Raw genomic sequence first — 20,675 nt, forward strand, 5'->3', positions numbered from 1 at the left:
CTTGGCCCCATTTGTAAAGATCGGGTAAAGTCATGAACTGGCCTGATTTCTTTGTTATAATGTTCCGTATGAAACCTGGGGTACCTCTGCATCAAATTATTTAATATTGGAGCTAATATTATGAAAAAATTGCGACGTTTTTTATTTAAACTGACATTCGCGCTGATCGCGGCACTTGCACTCAATGATTATTGGGCACCAAGTGCCAACAGTATTACGCCCACCGGATCCGGCCAGATCGTTTTGGCGCGAAAGACCAAAAAACGGCACCGGACACCCGTCTATAAAAATCTGCGGTGGCGCAAGCCACAAGCGACGGTCTATATTGACCTGGCCGACAACCACGATCTCATTGCAGCTACTAGCGATGCCATCAAGACGTGGAATGATACGGGTGCTTTTACCTTTAAAAAAACCAAAAACAAAAAGAAGGCCGACATTACGATTGAACAGGCCTACCGGCCCAACTTTAACTATGCGGGCTACACCTGGTTCAACTTTTACCTGAAGAACAACGTGTTGTTCCGGGCCCGGACGCAGCTGAACATCTACTACCTGCAAAACTTTGCCGACTACGACTACGATTATACGCGGGTTGTCAATACAGTGGAGCATGAACTAGGCCACGCAGTCGGTCTCAAGCACAGAAATGATCTGTCCGTAATGTATCCGATCGGTTCTTACTATCCCATTCAATCCAGTGACGTTAAACGCCTAAAAAAGCTTTATAATGAAAAGTAGTTACATTATTTAAAAAAATTTACGAGGTGGAACATGAAAAGAATCTATATCGTTCGCCACGGCCAGACCTACATCAACCGTTACAACAAGATGCAGGGTTGGTGCGACACGCCGCTCACCGAAGATGGCCTGAAGGGCGCCGACCAGGCGGGCGCGGCACTGAAGAACGTGCCGTTTGACATTGCACTGTCCAGCGACATGAAGCGCGCAAGCGACACCTGTGACATTATCGTCAAGCACAACGTTAATTGTGCTGAACTCCAGCACATTGCCACGCCCTTTTTCCGCGAGCACTTCTACGGCTACTTCGAGGGCATGGATACCGACATGGCCTGGCAGATGATTGGTGGACCGCACGGCTATAAGAACCATTATGACTTATTCCAAAATGAGCCCATCAATACGGTCAAGGACTGGATCAAAGAGGCCGACCCCTTCCACGATGCCGAAAACGCCCAGGAATACTGGAAGCGGCTTGACCAGGGCTTTAGCCTCATTAGCCAGCTTGATGGGGCCGAGAACATCCTGCTGGTCACCCACGGCTTCACCATCCGCAGCATTGCCGCCCGCTTTGGCGACTTCGACATTGGCACGGGACCACGCAACGCCTCCATCACCATCATGAACATGACCGCCAAGGACAAGAAGGTCGTTTCATATAACAAAATGAAGCCCTGATTTATCAATTTACGGGAGAAAATAATGCCCCACCCAAATCAAAAGGATATTACTGACAACCTCAACAACTGGAACGACCGCGCCAAAGTCCACGCAAATGGCGGCTACGGCGACCTCTCTGCTTTTGTCCACGACAAACAGGCGGTTACGCCGGCAGTCAAGCGCGACTTTGCCGTTATCAAACCGTTTCTGCCCCAGCAAAAACTTACGGGCCAACAATTGCTGCACCTGCAGTGCCACATCGGCGACGACACGCTGAGCTGGGCGCGTCTGGGGGCAAACCAGGTATACGGCCTGGACTTCTCACCCACCGCCTTGGCAATTGCGCGCAAACTGGCCAAGCAGGCCGACGTGCCCATCACTTACGTAGAGGGCGACGCCCGCTTTGCGGCACAGGCCATGCCCAAGCATGCGGGGCAGTTTGACGTAATCGTGACTAGTGCCGGAACCGTTACCTGGCTGCCAGAATTAACGTCCTGGGCAGAATCAATTGCACAGCTGTTAGCCCCCGGCGGATTATTCATGATTCGCGACAACCACCCCCTGCTTTTCGCCTTGGAAAATTCCGGGCTGACAATCACGCAGGACTACTTTAGCGGCACGGAAGACACCTACGAATCCGATGCATCCTATACACCCGGTTCAGCCGGCAAAATCCAGCACCAGATTAACCACAACTGGGCGCATGACTTTGCCGAGATGATCAATTCACTAATTGCGGCCGGGTTGACAATCAAGGCCGTGGGTGAACATAAAATCACCGACTGGCAAGCACTGCCCATGCTGGTATACGACCAGGCACTGGCAGGTTGGAGGCTGCCCGATAACGCGCCGCAAATCCCCCTAACCTTTTCTATCGTGGCGCAAAAGCAGTAATTAGCAATCCACATAAAAAACCATTCACCTAAAAAATGAATGGTTTTTTGCTTGCGTAACAACTAACCGCCAAAGTAGACGCGCTGGACCTCGGGGTTGGCCAATAGCTCACTGCCCGTTCCGCTCAGCTGCACGCTGCCCGTGGCCAATACATAGCCGCGGTCCGCGATGGCAAGTGCCTGGCGGGCATTTTGCTCAATCAAAAGAATAGTCGTGCCCCGCTCGTTTAATTCCTTGATAATCGCGAAGATTTCCTGAATAAAAAGCGGCGACAGGCCCATTGAGGGTTCATCAAGCAGGAGCAGCTGGGGACGCGCCATGAGGGCGCGGCCAATGGCCAGCATCTGCTGCTCACCCCCTGACAAAGTGGCGGCATCCTGATTCTGCCGTTTTTTCAAGATGGGGAAACGGGCAAAGACCTCGGTGTAGCTTTCACTTACCTCTTGCCGGCTCTTATCGATGAAGGCCCCCAGCTGCAGGTTCTCGCGGACGCTCATGCCGGCAAAGATGTGCCGGCCCTCGGCCACTTGCGAGATACCGGCCCGGACGATTTGGGGGGCCGGCTTACGGACAAGATCCTCGCCGCGATAGACAATGTGGCCGCCTTGGGGACGCAGAAGACCCGAAATGGTCTTCACGATGGTCGACTTGCCGGCACCATTGGCGCCGATGAGCGTGACGATTTCGCCCTCATTAATTTCAAAATTGACGTGTTTGACCGCCTTAATGACGCCGTAGTTGACGGATAGGTCTTGCACCTTCAGCATTGTCATCTAGTCTGCACCCTCTTCTCCTAAATACGCCTCAATCACCTTGGGGTCAGCCTTGACCTCCTGCGGCGTTCCGGCTGCCAGAATCTGCCCCTGGTTGAGCACGTATATGCGCTCAGCCAGATTCATTACCAGGGACATGTCATGTTCAATCAGTAAAACGGTAACGTGCAGCTCGCACTGGATGCGTTTAATCAGGCGGGTTAAGTCCGCCGTTTCCTCGGGGTTCATCCCCGCCGCCGGTTCATCCAAAAAGAGAATCTGCGGACCAGTAGCCAATGCCCGGACAATCTCCAGCCTCCGCTGCGTGCCGTAGGGCAGATTTTGCGCCAGCGTAGCCGCATCATCTTTCAGGTCAAACATATCCAGCAGCCGTTCGGCCTCCTTCTCCACCGCCTGTTCGGTGCGGTAAAAGCCTGGCAAGCGCAGAATGCTGGTCCAAAAGCCTTCCCGGTACTTGCCGGTCATTGCCGTTAACACATTGTCTATAACGCTCAGGTTCTTAAACAGCCTAATGTTCTGAAAGGTACGCGACAGGCCCAAAGCGGCAATCTGGACCGCAGTTTTGTGGGTTAAGTCATAAGTCTGCTCGGGCGTCTGCAGGCTGATCTGCCCGCTTGAGGGCGGAATCATTCCGGTCAAAAGGTTGAATAGTGTCGTCTTGCCCGCACCATTGGGGCCAATTAAGGCAACCAACTCGCGCCGGTCCAGGTGCAGCGAAACATCATCAACTGCCGTCAACCCGCCAAACCGGCGGACGACGTGCTCGACTTGCAATAAGTGTCCCATAGCCTAGCTCCTTTCACCTTTGCCAAAATACCGGCGCAAGTTTTCTAACGAGAACTCCCAGCTGCCCAGAAGGCCCGCTGGCTTGAAAATCATCATCACAATCAACACGATTGCATAAATCACCATGCGCAGCGCACCGAAATTCTGTAAAACCGTGTCCAGGATGCCGAGGACAACAGCCGCAAGCACCGTTCCCGTCATGCTGCCAACCCCGCCGAGAACCACGATGACCAGAATCGAGATGGACTGCATGATGCCGAAGTTGGTCGGTGCGATGGTCTGCAAATAGGATGCAGACAGGCTGCCGGCAACTGCCGCCGTGGTGGCGCCAAGGACAAAGGCCGCCAGTTTCCACTTGGTCGTGTTGATGCCCATCGCCTCTGCCGCAATCTCATCCTCTCTTACCGCCTTGATTGCCCGGCCGCTCCGTGACCGAATAAAGTTCAGCAAAACGATGGTGGTTATGCAGACCAAAATGTACACGGTGGGCCAGGAGCACAGCTGCGGGATGTTGAACATGCCGGCCGAGCCCCCCGTAATCTTCAGGTTATTAATAACGTTGCGGATAATCTCGGCGGCCCCCAGCGTGGCAATCGCCAGGTAGTCGCCCTTGAGGCGGGTAAAGGTAGCCAGACCAATCACGGTCGCCAGCACTGCCGCCAGTGTCATGCCAACAATCAGTGAAACGATGAAGCCTAGTTCACTAGTCATGTATTGCGTAATAATAGCAGTAGCATAAGCCCCGATTGCCATGAAGCCGGCGTGTCCGAGCGAGAACTGGCCGCTGAAGCCAATGATCAGATTGAGGCCCGTTGCCAAAATGATGTTGATGCCGATTGTGACCAGCATGTTTTCGATAAAATTGTCAATCACGCCAACCATAACCAATAGGTCAATCAGGCAAAAGCCAGCCACCATCAACACCAGCCACGACAAGATGTACTTTGCATTCTTCTTCATTTTGCCACCTATACCTTCTCCTTAGCATTTTTGCCAAAAATACCTGCCGGTAAGAAAAGCAAAATCACGATTAGGATAAAGTAAACAACTGCATCCTTGTATGCCGATAGACCCACCGATTGGAAGAAAGTTTCCAAAATACCGATCAAAAAGCCTCCTAAAGACGCGCCCGGAACCGAGCCGATACCACCCAAGACGGCGGCCACAAAGGCCTTGATGCCAGGGGTCATCCCCATGAGCGGATCAATCTGGTTGTAGTACAGCCCAATCAAAACCCCAGCGGCGCCGGCCAGGGCAGACCCCAGCGCAAAGGTAAAGGAAATCGTATGGTTCACGTTGATCCCCACCAGCTGTGCCGCATCCGGGTCAACCGACACGGCCCGCATTGCCCGCCCCATCTTGGTTTTCTGAATGATCACCTGGAGCATAACCATCAAAATCAGGGCAGTGGCCAAAATAATGATTTGGATGTTTGAAACCTGCACGCCGCCAATCTCGTAGTTGACCTGTTCAATCACCTGGGGAAAGCTGCGGGCGTTTGAACCCACAAAGTATGACATTCCGTTTTCCAACAAGAACGACACGCCGATCGCCGTAATCAAAACGGTAATCCGGGGCGACTTGCGCAGGGGCCGGTAAGCCAGGTATTCAATGACAACGCCAGCCAGCGCACTCACCGCCATCGCCAGGAGAAGAGCCGGCCAGAAGCCGAGGTGCCAATAATTAATCACGTAGTAGGCGAAGAACGCACCCAGCATGTAAATGTCGCCGTGAGCAAAGTTGATCAGCTTGATAATGCCGTAGACCATGCTGTAGCCCAGCGCTAAGAGCGCATAGATCGACCCGAGCGAGAGGGCGTTGATGATTTGCTGTAAGACTGTTTGCAAGTTGATCACTCCTTAAAACTATCCCTATTCGACGCTAACCGAATTGCTTACCTTGCCGTTGGTCATTTCTTCAACGGCAATCGGCATTTCTGGGTCATGCGTCTTGTTGACCGTGATGCGGCCGGTCACGCCATCAAAGTCCTTGATCTTGGAGAGACCCGCTGCAATTTTAACCGAGTCATCCGACTTTTCATTCTCAATTGCAGTCTTAACCATGTAAACCGAGTCATAAGCTAACGCCGCAAAAGTCGGTGCTTCCACGTTGTAACGTGCCTTAAAGGCCTTCATGAATTTGACGGCAGTCGGATTTTGGGCTGCTACCCGCGTTGAAAATGGGGTTGTGTAGTAAATGTTGGTGGCGTTCTTAGCCCCCGCAATCTGTGCCAATTTGGGATCAGCCATGCCGTCGCTGCCAACAATCGGCACCCGAATTCCCATCTGCCGGGCTTGCTTAACGATTAGTCCGACCTCGGTGTAGTAGCCGGGCACGTAGATTGCATCAATCTTCTTGGCCTTGAAGGAGGTTAGCACCGCGTTGAAGTCCTTGTCTCCCTCCGAGAAGGTCTGGCTGTCTACGACCTTGCCCTTATAGGTATTCTTAAACGCCTTGGCCAGTCCGGTACCATAGTCGCTGGAGTTGTCCGCAAAGACTGCCACCCGCTTGGCCTTTAGCTTGTTAGCAACGAACTTAGCCGCGCTCTCACCCTGGAAGTTGTTTTGAAAAGAAGCCCGGTAAACGTACGGCTGCACCTTGCCATTTTTTTGCAGCGTGTAGCCGGGGTCCGTAGCTGACGGGCTGACGCTAGGAACGGCAGCCTTAGTAATGTTAGGAATTTCCGCCGTACCGGCATTTGTGGTCGCCGGCCCAACGATTGCCGCTACCTTGTCCTTGGTGGCTAATTGCGCGGCTACTGAAGCAGACGTGGCAATTGCCGTCTTGTTGTCCCGAATAATTAGCTTGATCTTTTTCTTGTGACCGTTAACGTTAATACCGCCGGCCTTGTTAATTTCGTAAGCTGCTAGCTGGATGCCTTGCTTCTCGGCGTTGCCATAGCCCGCCGCCGTTCCGGACAGTTCCATGTTAACGCCGATTTTAACGGTGCTTGCATCCTGGTGCGTACCGCTGCCGCTAGTCTTGTTAATGCTGCAGCCCGCCATCGCCATAGCCGCTGCGCCAATGGTCACTACGCCCATTATCCTTTTTGATAACTTATTCATGATTCTTCTCCCTTAACTGATGCTGCCATAAAAAATTAAAAACCTCATTCAACTTGCTGAATGAGGTTAAGCCAGTTATTAGTCAAGCCCCAATCAACAAGATGCAAACTAGGGCTTAACATGTGTGAAGCATTATGAATGCTTCTTCATATCAAGTCCTCTGCAACAACAAGGCCAGCAAATTCCAGGCAGCAGCAATTCTAATAGCGCGTGGTCTATTTGTACTTCTCATTTTCATTAAAATTGCCTCCCTAAAATTTAATTTAATACTCAAAATTATAAAGGATATCTGTGCCTTGTCAAGTCCAAATTTAAATTTAATCTAATCTGCCAGCAGCATTTTGATTGCACGCTTGCCCAGTTTGCGCATCGCGCCTCATTATTCTTGCCGCTTCACTTGTTCAACCACTTTATTTTCCCGCTGGCCGGAGATAATTATGTGATGTTCTTAACTTTGTGGTAAAATGAAGGGGAGATAATAAGGAGGTATAGTATGTTTGCAACAATTTTTTACTGGATTGTAATTGCTGTTACCGGACTTTGGGCCCTTTGGTCAGCCGCTTGGTCCGTCATTTACCTGGCTAAACGTGAAAATGGTAATTTGTGGATCTTTGCTATTATGAACATCTTGGTGTTGGGTATACTGGGGCTAATGTATTTGATTTACAGTTCCGAGGGCAACCAGTGGTACTGGTTCGCATCCAGCAGGTCCGACATCAGTCTGCTGGTCTACATGACCATGGGCTACGCTGTTTTGGTTGTCCTGCAAGCACTTCTTGGCATCACCCGGAACCCTAAGACCGCTTAGTTAATGCAAATAACATTGCCTGACTCGCCAAGGAGTTGGGCTTTTTGTTTGCCGAAAAAAGGCTGATCCCTGCAGGGGTCAGCTTTTACTTGTGCCTTGACTAGTCTTCACTAGTATTTCCTAATGAGCATTTTTTGGATTAATTGCGTCAGTTCAGAGTAGCCCTGATATTCGGCAAAATATTTATCCAGAATCTGCAGGGCCTGCTGCGTCAGCTTGTTGGCCAGTTTTTGCGCATATTCTATCCCGCCTAATGCACTAACCATATGATCAATCCGGTGGAGCTCGTCAGTTGTCAAGTCCTTGCCCCGTTTGACCAGGCGCAGCAATTCACCGCTCTCATCTTTTTTCAACGCAAAGATCAAGGGACCGGTGTAAACGCCGTTGACCACGTCCAATAGCACCGGCTTCTTCAGTTCTTGGGCCGATGCAGTGTAGTCCAGGATATCATCCCGAAGCTGAAAAGCCTGCCCAAAGAGCAGCCCGACTTGCTGGGCCCTGAGGGCCAAAGACCGACTCAATCCGCCCTCAACCGCGCCCACATAACAGGCATAGCCGAACAAGTTAGCCGTCTTGCCCTGAATCTGCTCCAGGTATTCTTGCTCGGTGATCGACGTGTTGTATTCGTTGCTGTACTGCATGGTTTCGCCGGCGAGAATTTTCTGCATCGTCCCGCCATTAATGCGAAGGTTGGTGATCCGTGCGGTGTTTTTGCTGAGCAATTGCAGTGACAGTGCAAAGAGATAGTCCCCCGCATATAGTGCAATTGTTTTTCCAAATTTGGCCTGAACCGACTCCTGCCCCCTCCTGGTGGCAGAATCATCAACGATATCATCATGAATCAGGGTGGCATTGTGCAGGATCTCGACGGAACTGGCAATGCTGCAAAGCTTGTGCTCATCTTGGGCACCGCCCATGCCGCCAAAAAGCAAGACAAAGCGGGGACGCAGCTGCTTGCCCTTGCTGCTAAAGGCATATTTCAGAGCCGCACCCAACTTGCCCGTTGGCGGGGCCACATTCTTTTGGATAATTCGCTGAACCTGCATTAACTGTTTTTCGAGTCTCACCATGTTAATTTCCCTTGTCAATTACTTTTCTGATAAAGTTGAACGCATCAGCATAGTGCACCAGCATGCTGCCCACAAGGCCAACCACAATTCCCGCCAAGATGCCAAAAATTGTCAGGAGGGGCAAATACAGGAAGAGGTATTTGCTTTGGGCCAGCACCACCGCAACCACCAGTTGACCAAAATTATGACTGACGCCCCCAATAATCGATACGCCTAAAAGACTGACAAACCGGGGCGTTAAAAACAGGAAAAGCTTCATCAAAAACAAGCTGATAAACGCGCCCGCCGCAGCATACAAGAAAGTACCCGTGCCCCCCATCATCAGTGCCGTCAGTATAAGCCGGAGAAACGTAAGCAGGAGGCAGTCGGAAAAGGGCAGGATGACTAGGGCAACCAAGGTAATGATATTGGTCAAGCCTAGCCGCGCCCCGGGGGCGAAGACAAAGGGCGCTGGCAGCATCTGTTCAACGACGCTAAGAATAATCCCCTGGGAACAAAGAATCCCCGTAAATACGTAATTATAGAGCTTTTTGCTTGTCCTAATCATAACACCGGCAAAACCTTACTCATCAGTTTCATTAGACACACTTTCATCCTTTAATTCAACTAAAAACTTGTGCGGCAAGCATACAATCGTGTCTTCAGCTTTGCTCTTCCACCCCTCTTTTACGCACACCTGATCCTTGCAGTTGGCGTCAATCATGCGTATCCGCTGCTTTTTCACCTGGACCACATTGACTTTGCCGCTTTGCCTATACGTCCACGTCGTATCCTGATTCAGGCTCAGTTTCTTGACCTGCCGGTTGTTAACCTTAATTATGGCGACAACGTTGGGGCCCGTACTTCTTGCTGTTAAAAGCACCTTAACGGGTACAAAGCTGATTAATACTAGTATTGCGCTAATTGCCAGGTCACCCAATTTTAACTGCTTCAATATTTTCACGATCAGTAAGCCTCGCAATGATTAAACTAAAAAAGTCTTATAGATAAGACTATAGGACTTTTTAAGTATTATCGCTACTAGTTTTTTATTCCGTTTTTATCGACGTGATATATGGACTTCAATATGCCATACCGCCACTTAGTGGCCTTCTTTTCTAGCCACGGCACAAACCACATGTCAAGGCCCAGTGCCCGGCCGGAACCGTTCATGACTGCGATGGCCGCAAAAATCATCCAAACGTTTACCCAGTAGTTCATCCCCGACAGGCAGAATGACGCGATCAGCGCGGCACTCAGACCGCCGGCAAGAAATGTGCACAATCCTAATACCAGCATAATGCCAACGGCGATTTCCATGCAAGTCATGACCTTTTGTGCCACGAGAGCGACATCCTTGTTTGGAATCAGGACCTTTGTGATTGCCTGCACCCAGCTTGGCATTTTATCAAATACCGGCATCGGTGAGTGTCCGAAGTCATAATTCAAGGAAAACAAGGTTGGCGCCGCAGAAGCAGCGGCCTTGCCGGATGCTGCAGTTGTCGCTGCGGCCTTTTGTGAAGCGCCACTCGTTGCCGCTTGGACTAGCCACGGAAACTGGAGCCGCAGCTTGTCGGTAAACCAGGACCCGCTGCCCTGAACCTTATACCAGCAATCGATCAACCACATCAATCCAAGGTAGATTCGCAAAGGAACCGTCCACAAGACGTTGCCGTAACGGTTGAGGTTGCCCCGCCACATCGTTTGCCGCTTCGTCCTGAACCACTTGTCCATAACAAACTGGAAGAGGTAGTAGCCCGAATAAATTTCCATGAAGTAGATCATGTCGACCAAATCTTTGATGAACACGGCGAAGAACCCGCTCAGGTGGAAAATATTAGCGAGGGAGGCAACGCCCCACTTAGGCCCAAGCGAAATCATGAAGCCAGCGTAGCTTGCACTAAACTTGACCGGTTCGCCGCCCTTAATCTGGGCCAGAATGTTCTTTACGGCACACTTGCCCGCAGCTTCTGCCCCCTGTACTATTTGGGGTTCACCGCGACCGCTGCCGTCGGAATCATATAGTGCAACGTCCCCGATAACGTATACGTGCGGATCCGTCGGAATCTGGGAGTATTCGTTGACAACGATGCGGCCGGCACGGGCTGTTTCAAAGCCAAAGCCCTTGGCATCCTCATTGGCCTTAACGCCGGCAGTCCAAACTAGCGTTCTAGTTGGAAAAGTGGCGCCGCCCTTAATGTCGATGTGGTCTTCATGCACGCCGACAACGCCGGTATTGGTCCTGATGTCAACGCCGTGCTTAACCAAATATTCCTTAGCCTTGTTGGCGTTTGGACGGTCGAGCATGTTCATGACGGTTGGTGCCATCTCCATCATCGTGACTTTCATCTCGTCTTTTTCGATGTGGTACTTTTTAGCAAGGGTATCACGCCAGAAGTTCAACTCCCCTGCTGTCTCCGTCCCGGAAAAGCCGGTGCCAACGATTGTGAAAGTAAGGTATTGGGCGCGCTTCTTTGGATCGCGCTCCTTAGCGCCCAGACGAACCATCTCGTCAACGTGATCACGCAATCTTGTTGCATCGTCCATGCTGGCAAGGGTAAAGCCATATTCCTTAACGCCCGGCGTTCCAAAGTCGTTGGGTTCCGAGCCAATTGCCAAAACAACGTAGTCATACGGATAGACACCGTGGTCGCCAATCACCTGCTTGGCTGTCTGGTCAATTTTAGTGACGCTGTCAGTGACAACGTCAACGTTTTTACGGCGCGAAAACAAACGCTGGAGGTCAAACTGGAGGGTCTTGGGCTCTGTGCGGTCAACCGCAACTTCATGCAGCAATGTCACCATCGTCATATAAGGATCTTTATCAATTAACGTGATTTTAACGTCCTTGCGTCTTTTTAATTTCTTCGCAAGATGCTTAGTGGTATACAGGCCACCGAAGCCCCCACCAATCACGACAATATTTGTTTCTGCCACTTTTAACACCCTTTCAAAAATATTCGCTTTCCATATTGTATATTATACTAGACTTCATCTTTTTGGTAAAGTGGCTACTTTCACAATATTAAAAAACACGTGGTTAATTAATGCGCTTTCTTGATTGATAAATAAAGCAATTTATTAATTATGTTTTGCAGTTGCATAAAGTCTAACGGTATTTTATAATCTATTTAAGTGAAGACGTACACAATTATATGCGTTATTTGTCAATCAAAGGGGATAGTGGATATTATGAAAAATAACAAATTTGTCTACAGTGCCGTTACGCTTGCTCTTTCTGCCTTATTGCTGAGTGCATGTTCCACGACTGCCAGCAAGGACTCATCCAGCAGCTCTTCCAAGCCTAAGGTTGCTGTAACCAAGAAGAAAGAAGGAAAGCAGGTCGCGGGCGCCAAGCTGCAGGATGGTACCTACAAGCTGGTTGAAGACAACTACTTCAACGGCTACCGCGTCAAAATGTCCATGACCGTCAAGGGCGGCAAGGTCACAAACACGAGCTACGACTACGTTGACAAGAACGGCAAGTCAAAGGCCCAGGATAAGAAGTACGAAGCCCAGATGAAGAAGTACTCCAAGGCCAAGATCGGGCCGAAGGAATATATTCCCGCACTGCAAAAATCATTTGCGGCAAATGGCGCCAACTCCAGTGCGATCCAGGTCGTTAGCGGTGCAACTAGCTCAAGCACAACGATGAAGAACTATGTCAACCAGCTAACCCAGGCTGCCCAGAAGGGGGACACGGCAACCATTCACATCAATAACGGCAAGAAGCTGAAGGATGGGACGTACAAGCTGCAGGAATTAAATTACAGTCACGGCTACCGGCAAGTCTACACGATGGTAGTTAAGGGCGGCAAGATCAGCAGCTTCAAGTACGATCAGGTCAACAAGAATGGCGTTTCCAAGACCAAGAACGCGGGCTACGAGAAACAAATGAAGAAAGTTACCAAGACGGGCCCTAAAGAATACATTCCAGAATTAGAAAAGGAATTCCTCAAGGCCAATGGCAACATGGAAAAGGTGCAAGTCGTATCCGGCGCCACCGAATCCTCGCATTCATTCATCGCTTACGTCGACCAGCTGCTTAATGCCGCCCAGAAGGGCGACGCATCAACCATTAAGGTTGACAACATTGTCTATCAAGAATAAAACTATAATTAGTTAAACAAAAGGGAGTGACATAATCGCCGCTCTTTTTTATTAGGAGATTTAGTATGACCAAACGAACTCACAAGCCCCTGCTAATTATTGGACTACTACTGGCCTGCCTTGCCCTTGCAGCCTGCTCAACGCAAAGCAAGCATTCCGCCAATTCACCAGCCAGCCTTACCACGACCCCGACCTCGGATACCCAGTTCATGATGGGGACGGTTTGCACAATCAAAATCTACAACAAGCACAAAAAGACTGCGCTTAAGGCGGCCTTCGCCCGGCTTGCTCTTTTAGCAAAACAAACGACCGTTAACCAAAAGGGCAGCGAGATCGACAAGGTCAACAAGTATGCGGGCATCCGCCCGGTTAAGGTCTCCCCTACCATATACCGCATGTGCACGGATGCATACTACTACAGCAAAATTTCGGCGGGGACCTTTGACCTAACGATTGGACCTATTACCAGTCTTTGGCGGATTGGTTTCCCTGATGCACATAAGCCCAAGGACCGTACTATCAAAAAGCGCCTGCCGCTGGTCGATTACCACAACGTTGTTTTCAACCAGCACAAGCAGACCGTCTTTCTCAAGAAGCGTGGCATGATGCTCGATTTGGGCGGCATGGCCAAGGGGTTCATCTCCGATGAAATCATGAAGGTGCTGCAAGCCCACGGCGTCACCAGCGCCATCATTGATCTGGGCGGCAACGTCTTCGTGCTCGGCGTTTCCCCCACCAACAAGGGGGACTGGTCGGTCGGCATCCAGGACCCTAAGGCCGGCCGGGGCACCGCAATCGGGGAACTGCCTGAACGCAACGCCACCGCAGTTACGTCCGGCGTTTACGAACGCTACCTCAAAGTGGGCAACAAGGTTTACAGTCACCTGATGGATCCTAAGACGGGCTACCCCTGCCAGAACAACCTGCTCAGCGTGACGGTTATTGCCCGGCTTTCGACTACCGGTGACGGCATCTCCACGGCGGTCTTCAATCGCGGCCTAAAGAAGGGCTACCGCTACATCGAACACAAGCCTGGCACGGAAGCAATCTTTATCACCAAGGACAAAAAGGTTTACGTCACACCGGGCCTGAAGAACAAATTTAAGCTGTTTTCGGATAGTGGTTATAAGTTGGCGAAAATTGCAGCCGTCAAATAAATCTGGTTTTTAGTATTATCAACATTAATGAAAAGAGGAAATATAATGGAAGCCCAAAAGAAATACAACCGGTTAACAATGACCGATTTTCTTGAGTTGGTGCGGCTTAATGCCAAGTTAGCCAGCCTAATGCCCTATTTATTTGGGGTGTTGTTTGCTTACTTTTACTTTCACACGTTTAACTGGCAAAACTCGCTGATCTACCTGGTTGCACAGGGGGCAATCGCCCTCTTTGTCACCGGCTTTAACAACGTGCAGGACTACCGTCTGGCCAAAAGCAAAGATTTTCAGGAAGAACACAACCTAATCGGCAACCGCAACTTGTCGCCCACGCTCGTTATGAATTTAATGCTGGGGCTGCTGCTGCTTGCCTCCGCTCTGGGCATCTGGCTAACCGCACGAACCGACCTCTTCATCCTGCTAATCGGCGGGCCGGGGATTCTGGTAACCATCTTTTACACCTATGGTCCGGTGCCCTTCTCCCGCATCCCCATCGGCGAACTGCTGGCTGGTCTGGTTGAGGGACTCGGCGTTACCTTCTTGGCCATTTACGTCAATGTGCCTGCCAGTCAATTGGCTAGTTTAACCTTAAGCTGGCCTAGCTTTGCCCTTTCCGGCAACCTGGCCAACCTGCTAATTGTTTTTTGGGTGGCGTTGCCGCAGATTTTTCTTAACGCGGCCATCATGCTCGCCGATAACACTAGCGACCTCCAGCAGGACTTGGTCAACGGCCGGCACACCCTGCCTTCCTACATCGGCGTACCAACGGCCCTGAAACTATTTACCTTCTTGTCTTTAGCGCCGTATGCTGCAGTGGTACTCGGAATCGTCTTCAGAATATTGCCGATCTGGCAATTGCTGGTCTTCATTACCCTGCCGAAGGTCTACCATAACGTGCAGAAGTTCCACAAAAAGCAGACCAAAGACATGACCTTCTGGGTGGACAAGGACAACATCCAGCACCGCGAACCCAACACCTTTGACCTAGTGCCGCAGAACCTATTAGTCTTCCAGGGCATGCAGATCATCGGATTAATCATCGGAATTTTACTGCCGCAAGTTAAGTTTTAGCTTTATGGTCTTACTCATTGGCCAAATACCCGCCACTGGGCTCGTTTATTATTAAGAGGGGTAACTGAATGGAAGCACGAAATAAATATGACCGGTTAACGCTGCACAAATTTTTAGAATTTGAGCGCCTCAATACCAAGCTTGCCAGCGTAATGCCGTTCTTAACGGGGATACTTTTTACTTACTACTATTTTCACACGTTCAACTGGCAAAACACGCTGATCTACCTGGTTGCACAGTCTGCCTTGACGCTCTTTGTTACAGGCTTTAACAACGTGCAGGACTACCGCCTGGCCAAAAGCAGCACCTATCGCAAAGAGCAGACGCTGATCGGCCAACGCAACCTCTCCCCCGTGACCCTCATGAATATCATGATCTTCCTGGTTGTTTTTTCCGCCGTTGTCGGGATCTGGTTAACCATAAAGGTCGATCCCTTCATCTGGCTCATTGGGGTGCCGGCCTTTATGGTGGGCATTGGCTATACGTATGGGCCTACGCCCATCTCCCGCATTCCGCTGGGCGAACTTCTGTCCGGCCTATTCGAGGGCTTTGGTGTTGGCTTCATGACCGTTTACGTTAACTCCCCGGTTAAACAATTAGCCAGCCTTTCGTTTAACTGGCCCCACTTTGCTCTTAGTGGCAACCTAGCCAACCTGCTAATAATATTTTGGGTAATGGTGCCCCAAATATTCTTGACTTCCGCGATTATGCTCGCCAACAACACCTCCGACCTCGAGGAGGACCTGACCAACAACCGGCACACCCTGCCCTCTTACATCGGTATTCCCGCCTCGTTAAAACTGTTCCGCTTCCTCACCCTCGCTCCATACGTAACCGTGATCATCAGCATCATTTTCCGGTTCTTACCCGTTTGGGATCTGCTCGTTTTTATCACTTTTCCAACAATATATCAAAATGTCCAAAAGTTCCTCAAAAAGCAGACCAAAGACATGACGTACTGGATTGATAAAGACAACACCGAGCACCATGAGCCCAACACCTTTGACCTGGTGCCACGCAACCTCTTATTGTTTCAGGGAATGGAAGAAATTGGCCTATTCATCAACATCTTTTTGCCAATCAAGTTTTAAACCTAATCCAAAACTGGTTAAAAACGGTCTTCGCATAAAATAATTATTGCTAATAAAAGAATGCAAGTTCAAACTTGCATTCTTTTTTGTTTTCAATCAATTTACTTGTAATCCAGCACGATTCTTTCGTACAGCTTGACCGTCAGAACGTAGTAAAACAGGTACAAGACGAGGAAGATCATGAACGGAATCCAGATGTTGTGGTACGGGTAAGGCAAAAACACCCGGAAGAGCTTGAGCCCGAACAGGACATCTACGACGCCCAACAGTGCGGGCAAAAGGAATAACGCACCAATCTCCTGCTTGATGGACAGGCGCAGTGCCCCTGCCCTCGTCCCCATCTGGTGGAGCATCTTGTAGCGGACCGCATCACTGGCGGCCCCGCTCAGCACCTTGAACATGAGCGTCGAAGCCAGCATGGTCAAAAAGGCCAGGCCTAAAAAGAAGCCCATAAACGCGAAGCCGCCGCTGAAGTTGCTGATAAACTTGTAGCTGCTGGGCTTGCTGGCGTTATAAAGGTCGGCATAATCAGCATTTTCCTTGAGCTGCAGCTGCTGGATCTTTAATAAGGTCGGATAATCCTGCTTAAAGTCCCGCACCCGCAAAAAGGTCACAAACCGCATGCGTCCGGAAAGAGCACGCCACTTGGTTGGCCCTACCAGGCGGATAGTCTTCGGCAATCCGTTGGGAATCAGTCCGCCGAAGGTGTTGTTGGCAGCACTTCGGGGTCGGTCGAGTGCACCCGTTGGCAATGTTTCAACCCGGTAAGTGGGACTGCCGTTTTTAAGAGTGAACCGCACGTTTTTGACCGGGTTATTGGTAAATTCGGCCTTATTAAAGTAAAGGTGCGTCTTATTTTCCTTATAATTGTATGTCTGCCGGCTCTTAACCGTCAGGCGGGCCACTTCCCTTTTGACGGCGGGCGAACCGCTGACGAGCGTCATGTCGTAATACGTGTTCTGCACCACCTGGTCCTTGAGGGCAGAAAAGTTCAGGCCGACCGTGATGGCACCGAGCGCAAGGGCAAAGAGCAGCGAAATTGCCGTCAGCATCCGGGTATAATCACGCAGGCGAAACTTGAGCTGCCCGAGCGTAAACATCCGGATGCCGTGGTAGGAAAAACTTTTTCTCTTGATTAGGAAACCGATTAATAAACTAAAGAGGGCGTTAAAGGTGAAGTACGACCCGGCAACGATTGTGACCAGTGCGGTCGGGATGATAACTAAAATCCGCGTGAGCGGCATGCTTAAAATGTGGTAGCCGGCAGCCAGCAAGGCGATGCCCAGCACCGCCTCAATCATCCGCAGCACCGGTTGATGCCTGTTTGCAATTGGCTTTTGGTCCTCACGCAGCAGGCTAATCACCGGCGTGTGCATCAGCTTGCGGGCGTTTCTGAGTGCACCAAGAAAGAACATGGCAACAAAGAAGATAATTGTCCAGAAAACTGCACCAGGCAGAATTGCTTGAAAGTGCGTAATTGTCAAACCCAGTTGGGCAATTAACAGACGTGAAACCACACCCGTCAGCACAAAACCGCAAATAACGCCCACGCCCGCCGCCAAAATGCCGGTAATCAGCGTTTCACAAAAGATCAGCAAGCCGATCCGCGTACTCTTGGCGCCCAGCATCATGAACATGCCGTAATCCTTTTTGCGCATGCTCAAAAGAAATGAATTGGCGTACAGCAGGTAAATAAAGGTAATGATTACCAAAAGAACAATCCCGAAGGCAAAGGTGAAATTGATGTAATCCGTGGGGGCGTAGACATCACGGGCAATGAAGCTGGGGTTAAGCGCAATGGTCAAAAACATGTAGAAGATCATGCTGGCGACCACCAGGCCCGAGAACAGCACCATGTAGTCCTTGAAGCGGCTCTTGATTCCGGTTAAAGAAAGCTTCCAAATCATGTCGCTCCTCCCTACTCCGCCGTTCCCAGGTGATCAATCAGAAGGTGGTAGAATTGCTGCCGCGGCAAGCCGCCTTTGAGTAGCTGCTCACCAATCTGGCCGTCCTTGATGAACAGAATACGGCTGGCAAAACTGGCCGCCAAGGGGTCATGCGTCACCATTAGCGTCGTGACGCCGTCGTTTTGGTTTAGGTCCGTCATCGTATCGAGCAGCTCGCGCGCACTGCTTGAGTCCAAGGCCCCGGTGGGCTCGTCAGCAAGCAGAATTGCCGGCTCGTGAACCAGCGCCCGGGCAGCGGCCACCCGCTGCTTCTGCCCGCCGGACACCTCAGCCGGATACTTGGACAAAATTTGCGCGATTCCAAGCCGGGTGGCAATTTTGTCAACCAGGGGATCCACCCGACTGGCGCCCACGCTTCGCAGGGTCAGCGGCAAGGCAATGTTTTCCCGGTTGGTTAGATTCTCCAGCAAGTTAAAGTCCTGGAAAATGAAGCCAATCTGCTTGCTCCGAAAATCCGCCAGCTGGTTGGCATTCAGCGTGCTGTTGTCCTCATGATTGATGAAAACATGGCCCGTGGTCGGCTTGTCCAGCGTTGACAGAATGTTGAGCAGCGTTGTTTTGCCTGAGCCCGAGGCCCCCATGATAGCCACAAATTCGCCAGAATTAACTGCAAAGTTGATTCCCTTCAGTGCCTGATACTGCTTTTCGCCGCGTTTGCCGTAAGTTTTGGTAGCTTGATCTACCCGCAAAATTTCAGTCATATTTATCCTTTCTCTTTTATATCTCTTTGTATTATATATCTAATACACTAGATCAATATAGCTAATTTGTCAATTGCTGCACAAAAAAAGGATAAGTCTGTCGAAAATGAAGGACTTATCCTTTTATGCCCGCACAGCGCGGGGATTTTATTTTAAGCCAATCCGCCAAGCTTCCCGCTTCAGCGAATCCTCTTTAACAATTTTTTTACCGGCGTCACAATCAATGGCGTCACAATCGCAGTGAAAACGGCCTCGATTAACCCGTTCATCCCCAGGGCAACAATCAGTATCACAATCAGTGGGGTGCCCTTGGCAAAATTGCCCATGTTGCTGCTTAGCAGCGCGGTCTTATTCATAAAAATAATACTGGTCAACAAAATAACCATAGCCGTGTTGGTCAAAGACGTGACAGCGCCCGCAACCACATACCCAATTTCCTGAACGCGATTGGATTTTTGTGCAAGTGCCTTGCCAATCAACCCCGGAAACAAGCCAGCAAGAACGCTTGGTATCACTGAAATAAAAATATTTTTGAACAGCAGCAGGCTGACCACGTCGCCCGGCTGGGTATATGCTTGAAACAAACGCAGCAAGCCCCAGAATAAGCCAAAAAGCGTTCCGGCCCGTGGTCCCATTATTAACGAATATACCGCAATTGTCAGCGGCACCGTTGTGATTGCAGGCAGTGTGGGCAGAATTCGAATATAGCCAATATTCGGCACGAATGTCTGCAATAAAAAAATTGCCACGAATAAGGCTGTAATTGCCATCGCTTGAGTTTGCTTTCTATACATTATTTCTCCTTGAATATACTTGCCCAATTGTAGCGCTAAATACAGCTGCCGGCAAATGCTAAACCAGGCGCAGTATTAACAGGAACAATAGTTGCGCTAGCAAAAACTATAAAACCGGCATACTAGTCCCGCCGCGCGTCGTTATCGAAAAATTTCCGCAAGCGTGCAGCCTCCTGGACTAATTTTTCTTTATTATCGACCTGCGACAATTTATAGCCAACAAAGTAGGGCGACGCCGTAAAACGGGCAATCAGCTTGGCACAGACCCCGTCGTCCGGCAGGGGGTAGAAAAACAAGTTGTACGAGTCGCAGCGGCCACCCACCAGAACGTTCAGCATGTACCGCGCGCCGCTCTGAATCCAGTCGGCCCACAAGTCAATACCAGCCGCAGCAAGCAGGTTCACGTTCACCTCGACGTAGCCCTGCACCGGATGTGTCGCCACGTTTACCTCCACGCCCCGCTCCTCGAAAAGGCTGATGCCCTCAAAGTTGGCCCGGTGAATGTACTTGTATCCATCCTGGGTCTTCAGGCCCACGATCTGCATGTGCGGATGCGTGAGCGAGCCACCGGAATGCGGGCCGAAGTTCTTATACCACACCACCGACCTGAATTGCTGGCTGTCGTTCATCTTGTTAAAGCAGCCCAGCGCAAAGCGCATCAGTGTCCGGTTGTATTCCGGCGAATAGTTGACAATATCGCCATCATGCTTGCTGGACTCAATCAGAACGGTCTGAACCGTTTCACGGAGTGTGGGAAACTTGTTGCGCAGCCAGATCATGCCGCCCTGGCGCCTGTAGATTGCATTTAAATCGTCTACCCTGCAGAAGGGACATTCAGAACCACCCGCCGTTTCACGGTAAGAGTTTGGTTTGTCCTTAGCAATATTTACATCAAAAATCAGCGGTTCATCTTCCATCGCAATACCCTCCTGCATCTTCTCTTGACCCTTGTATTTTACTAGCTCTTTAATAGATGATAAACTAAAATAGAAATAATTTTCCAATATA

Annotated in this window: 21 protein-coding genes; 8 read left to right on the top strand and 13 right to left on the bottom strand. The window is 50.3% G+C overall.

Annotated elements, in window-relative coordinates; translation table 11 throughout:
- Window positions 1–120: 120 nt before the first annotated feature.
- Genes AC2JF8_RS05950 through AC2JF8_RS05960 form a run of 3 tightly spaced genes read left to right on the top strand, consistent with a single transcriptional unit; the run spans window position 121 to window position 2,295 of the window.
- Entirely contained in the window at window positions 121–741 is a 621-nt protein-coding gene (locus AC2JF8_RS05950; protein WP_500762001.1) for a matrixin family metalloprotease, read from the top strand.
- A 33-nt stretch (window positions 742–774) separates the two neighbouring features.
- On the top strand, window positions 775–1,419 hold the full coding sequence (locus AC2JF8_RS05955) for a histidine phosphatase family protein (protein WP_500762003.1): 645 nt from the start codon (window positions 775–777) through the stop codon (window positions 1,417–1,419).
- Window positions 1,420–1,443: 24 nt separating this feature from the next.
- Entirely contained in the window at window positions 1,444–2,295 is an 852-nt protein-coding gene (locus tag AC2JF8_RS05960; RefSeq protein WP_500762004.1) for a class I SAM-dependent methyltransferase, read from the top strand.
- Between the two features lie 62 nt (window positions 2,296–2,357).
- Here the strand turns inward: AC2JF8_RS05960 and AC2JF8_RS05965 are convergent, their stop codons facing one another.
- Genes AC2JF8_RS05965 through AC2JF8_RS05985 form a run of 5 tightly spaced genes read right to left on the bottom strand, consistent with a single transcriptional unit; the run spans window position 2,358 to window position 6,922 of the window.
- Entirely contained in the window at window positions 2,358–3,062 is a 705-nt protein-coding gene (locus AC2JF8_RS05965; protein ID WP_500762232.1) for an ABC transporter ATP-binding protein, read from the bottom strand.
- Window positions 3,063–3,068: 6 nt separating this feature from the next.
- Window positions 3,069–3,854: an ABC transporter ATP-binding protein gene (locus tag AC2JF8_RS05970; protein ID WP_500762006.1), complete on the bottom strand. Its 786-nt coding sequence runs from the start codon at window positions 3,852–3,854 to the stop codon at window positions 3,069–3,071.
- A gap of 3 nt (window positions 3,855–3,857) precedes the next feature.
- Window positions 3,858–4,814, bottom strand: a complete 957-nt coding sequence (locus AC2JF8_RS05975; RefSeq protein ID WP_500762008.1) for a branched-chain amino acid ABC transporter permease — start codon at window positions 4,812–4,814, stop codon at window positions 3,858–3,860.
- Between the two features lie 8 nt (window positions 4,815–4,822).
- Window positions 4,823–5,701 carry a branched-chain amino acid ABC transporter permease gene (locus AC2JF8_RS05980; protein ID WP_500762010.1) on the bottom strand — a complete coding sequence of 293 codons (879 nt, stop codon included), beginning with the start codon at window positions 5,699–5,701 and terminating at the stop codon, window positions 4,823–4,825.
- A 24-nt stretch (window positions 5,702–5,725) separates the two neighbouring features.
- A complete protein-coding gene (locus AC2JF8_RS05985) occupies window positions 5,726–6,922 on the bottom strand; it encodes an ABC transporter substrate-binding protein (protein WP_500762235.1) in 1,197 nt (398 codons plus the stop codon).
- A 490-nt stretch (window positions 6,923–7,412) separates the two neighbouring features.
- Here AC2JF8_RS05985 and AC2JF8_RS05990 point away from each other — a divergent pair, with 490 nt between their 5' ends.
- Window positions 7,413–7,727, top strand: coding sequence for a hypothetical protein (locus AC2JF8_RS05990; RefSeq protein ID WP_500762012.1), 315 nt, complete (start codon window positions 7,413–7,415; stop codon window positions 7,725–7,727).
- Window positions 7,728–7,837: 110 nt separating this feature from the next.
- On the opposite strand, the gene AC2JF8_RS05995 is transcribed toward AC2JF8_RS05990, so the two are convergent.
- The 4 genes from AC2JF8_RS05995 to AC2JF8_RS06010 all read right to left on the bottom strand — a co-directional run bounded on the left by AC2JF8_RS05995 (window position 7,838) and on the right by AC2JF8_RS06010 (window position 11,713).
- A complete protein-coding gene (locus AC2JF8_RS05995; protein ID WP_500762014.1) occupies window positions 7,838–8,797 on the bottom strand; it encodes a polyprenyl synthetase family protein in 960 nt (319 codons plus the stop codon).
- Window position 8,798: 1 nt separating this feature from the next.
- Window positions 8,799–9,344 (bottom strand): Gx transporter family protein, encoded by a 546-nt coding sequence (locus tag AC2JF8_RS06000; RefSeq protein WP_500762016.1) that lies wholly within the window; start codon window positions 9,342–9,344, stop codon window positions 8,799–8,801.
- Window positions 9,345–9,359: 15 nt separating this feature from the next.
- Entirely contained in the window at window positions 9,360–9,740 is a 381-nt protein-coding gene (locus AC2JF8_RS06005; protein WP_500762018.1) for a NusG domain II-containing protein, read from the bottom strand.
- 77 nt (window positions 9,741–9,817) lie between these two features.
- Window positions 9,818–11,713: an NAD(P)/FAD-dependent oxidoreductase gene (locus AC2JF8_RS06010; protein ID WP_500762020.1), complete on the bottom strand. Its 1,896-nt coding sequence runs from the start codon at window positions 11,711–11,713 to the stop codon at window positions 9,818–9,820.
- A 255-nt stretch (window positions 11,714–11,968) separates the two neighbouring features.
- Between AC2JF8_RS06010 and pplA the strand changes: the two genes are divergently transcribed.
- From pplA to AC2JF8_RS06030, 4 genes are all read left to right on the top strand, one after another.
- Window positions 11,969–12,886, top strand: a complete 918-nt coding sequence (gene pplA / locus AC2JF8_RS06015; RefSeq protein WP_500762022.1) for an extracellular electron transfer flavoprotein PplA — start codon at window positions 11,969–11,971, stop codon at window positions 12,884–12,886.
- A 65-nt stretch (window positions 12,887–12,951) separates the two neighbouring features.
- Window positions 12,952–14,043 carry an FAD:protein FMN transferase gene (locus AC2JF8_RS06020; RefSeq protein ID WP_500762024.1) on the top strand — a complete coding sequence of 364 codons (1,092 nt, stop codon included), beginning with the start codon at window positions 12,952–12,954 and terminating at the stop codon, window positions 14,041–14,043.
- Window positions 14,044–14,088: 45 nt separating this feature from the next.
- A complete protein-coding gene (locus tag AC2JF8_RS06025) occupies window positions 14,089–15,114 on the top strand; it encodes a UbiA family prenyltransferase (protein ID WP_500762026.1) in 1,026 nt (341 codons plus the stop codon).
- Between the two features lie 68 nt (window positions 15,115–15,182).
- Complete coding sequence (locus AC2JF8_RS06030) at window positions 15,183–16,205, top strand: UbiA family prenyltransferase (RefSeq protein ID WP_500762028.1); 1,023 nt, start codon at window positions 15,183–15,185, stop codon at window positions 16,203–16,205.
- Window positions 16,206–16,306: 101 nt separating this feature from the next.
- Here the strand turns inward: AC2JF8_RS06030 and AC2JF8_RS06035 are convergent, their stop codons facing one another.
- From AC2JF8_RS06035 to AC2JF8_RS06050, 4 genes are all read right to left on the bottom strand, one after another.
- The gene (locus tag AC2JF8_RS06035; protein WP_500762030.1) at window positions 16,307–18,112 is read right to left on the bottom strand and encodes an FtsX-like permease family protein; all 1,806 of its coding nucleotides are present in this window, start codon (window positions 18,110–18,112) and stop codon (window positions 16,307–16,309) included.
- Window positions 18,113–18,123: 11 nt separating this feature from the next.
- Window positions 18,124–18,873, bottom strand: a complete 750-nt coding sequence (locus tag AC2JF8_RS06040; RefSeq protein ID WP_500762032.1) for an ABC transporter ATP-binding protein — start codon at window positions 18,871–18,873, stop codon at window positions 18,124–18,126.
- Between the two features lie 179 nt (window positions 18,874–19,052).
- Window positions 19,053–19,667: an ECF transporter S component gene (locus AC2JF8_RS06045; RefSeq protein ID WP_500762034.1), complete on the bottom strand. Its 615-nt coding sequence runs from the start codon at window positions 19,665–19,667 to the stop codon at window positions 19,053–19,055.
- Window positions 19,668–19,789: 122 nt separating this feature from the next.
- Window positions 19,790–20,584 carry a DUF4931 domain-containing protein gene (locus AC2JF8_RS06050; protein ID WP_500762036.1) on the bottom strand — a complete coding sequence of 265 codons (795 nt, stop codon included), beginning with the start codon at window positions 20,582–20,584 and terminating at the stop codon, window positions 19,790–19,792.
- Between the last annotated feature and the right edge of the window lie 91 nt (window positions 20,585–20,675).

It is taken from the genome of Lactobacillus sp. CA30L (genome assembly GCF_059900845.1).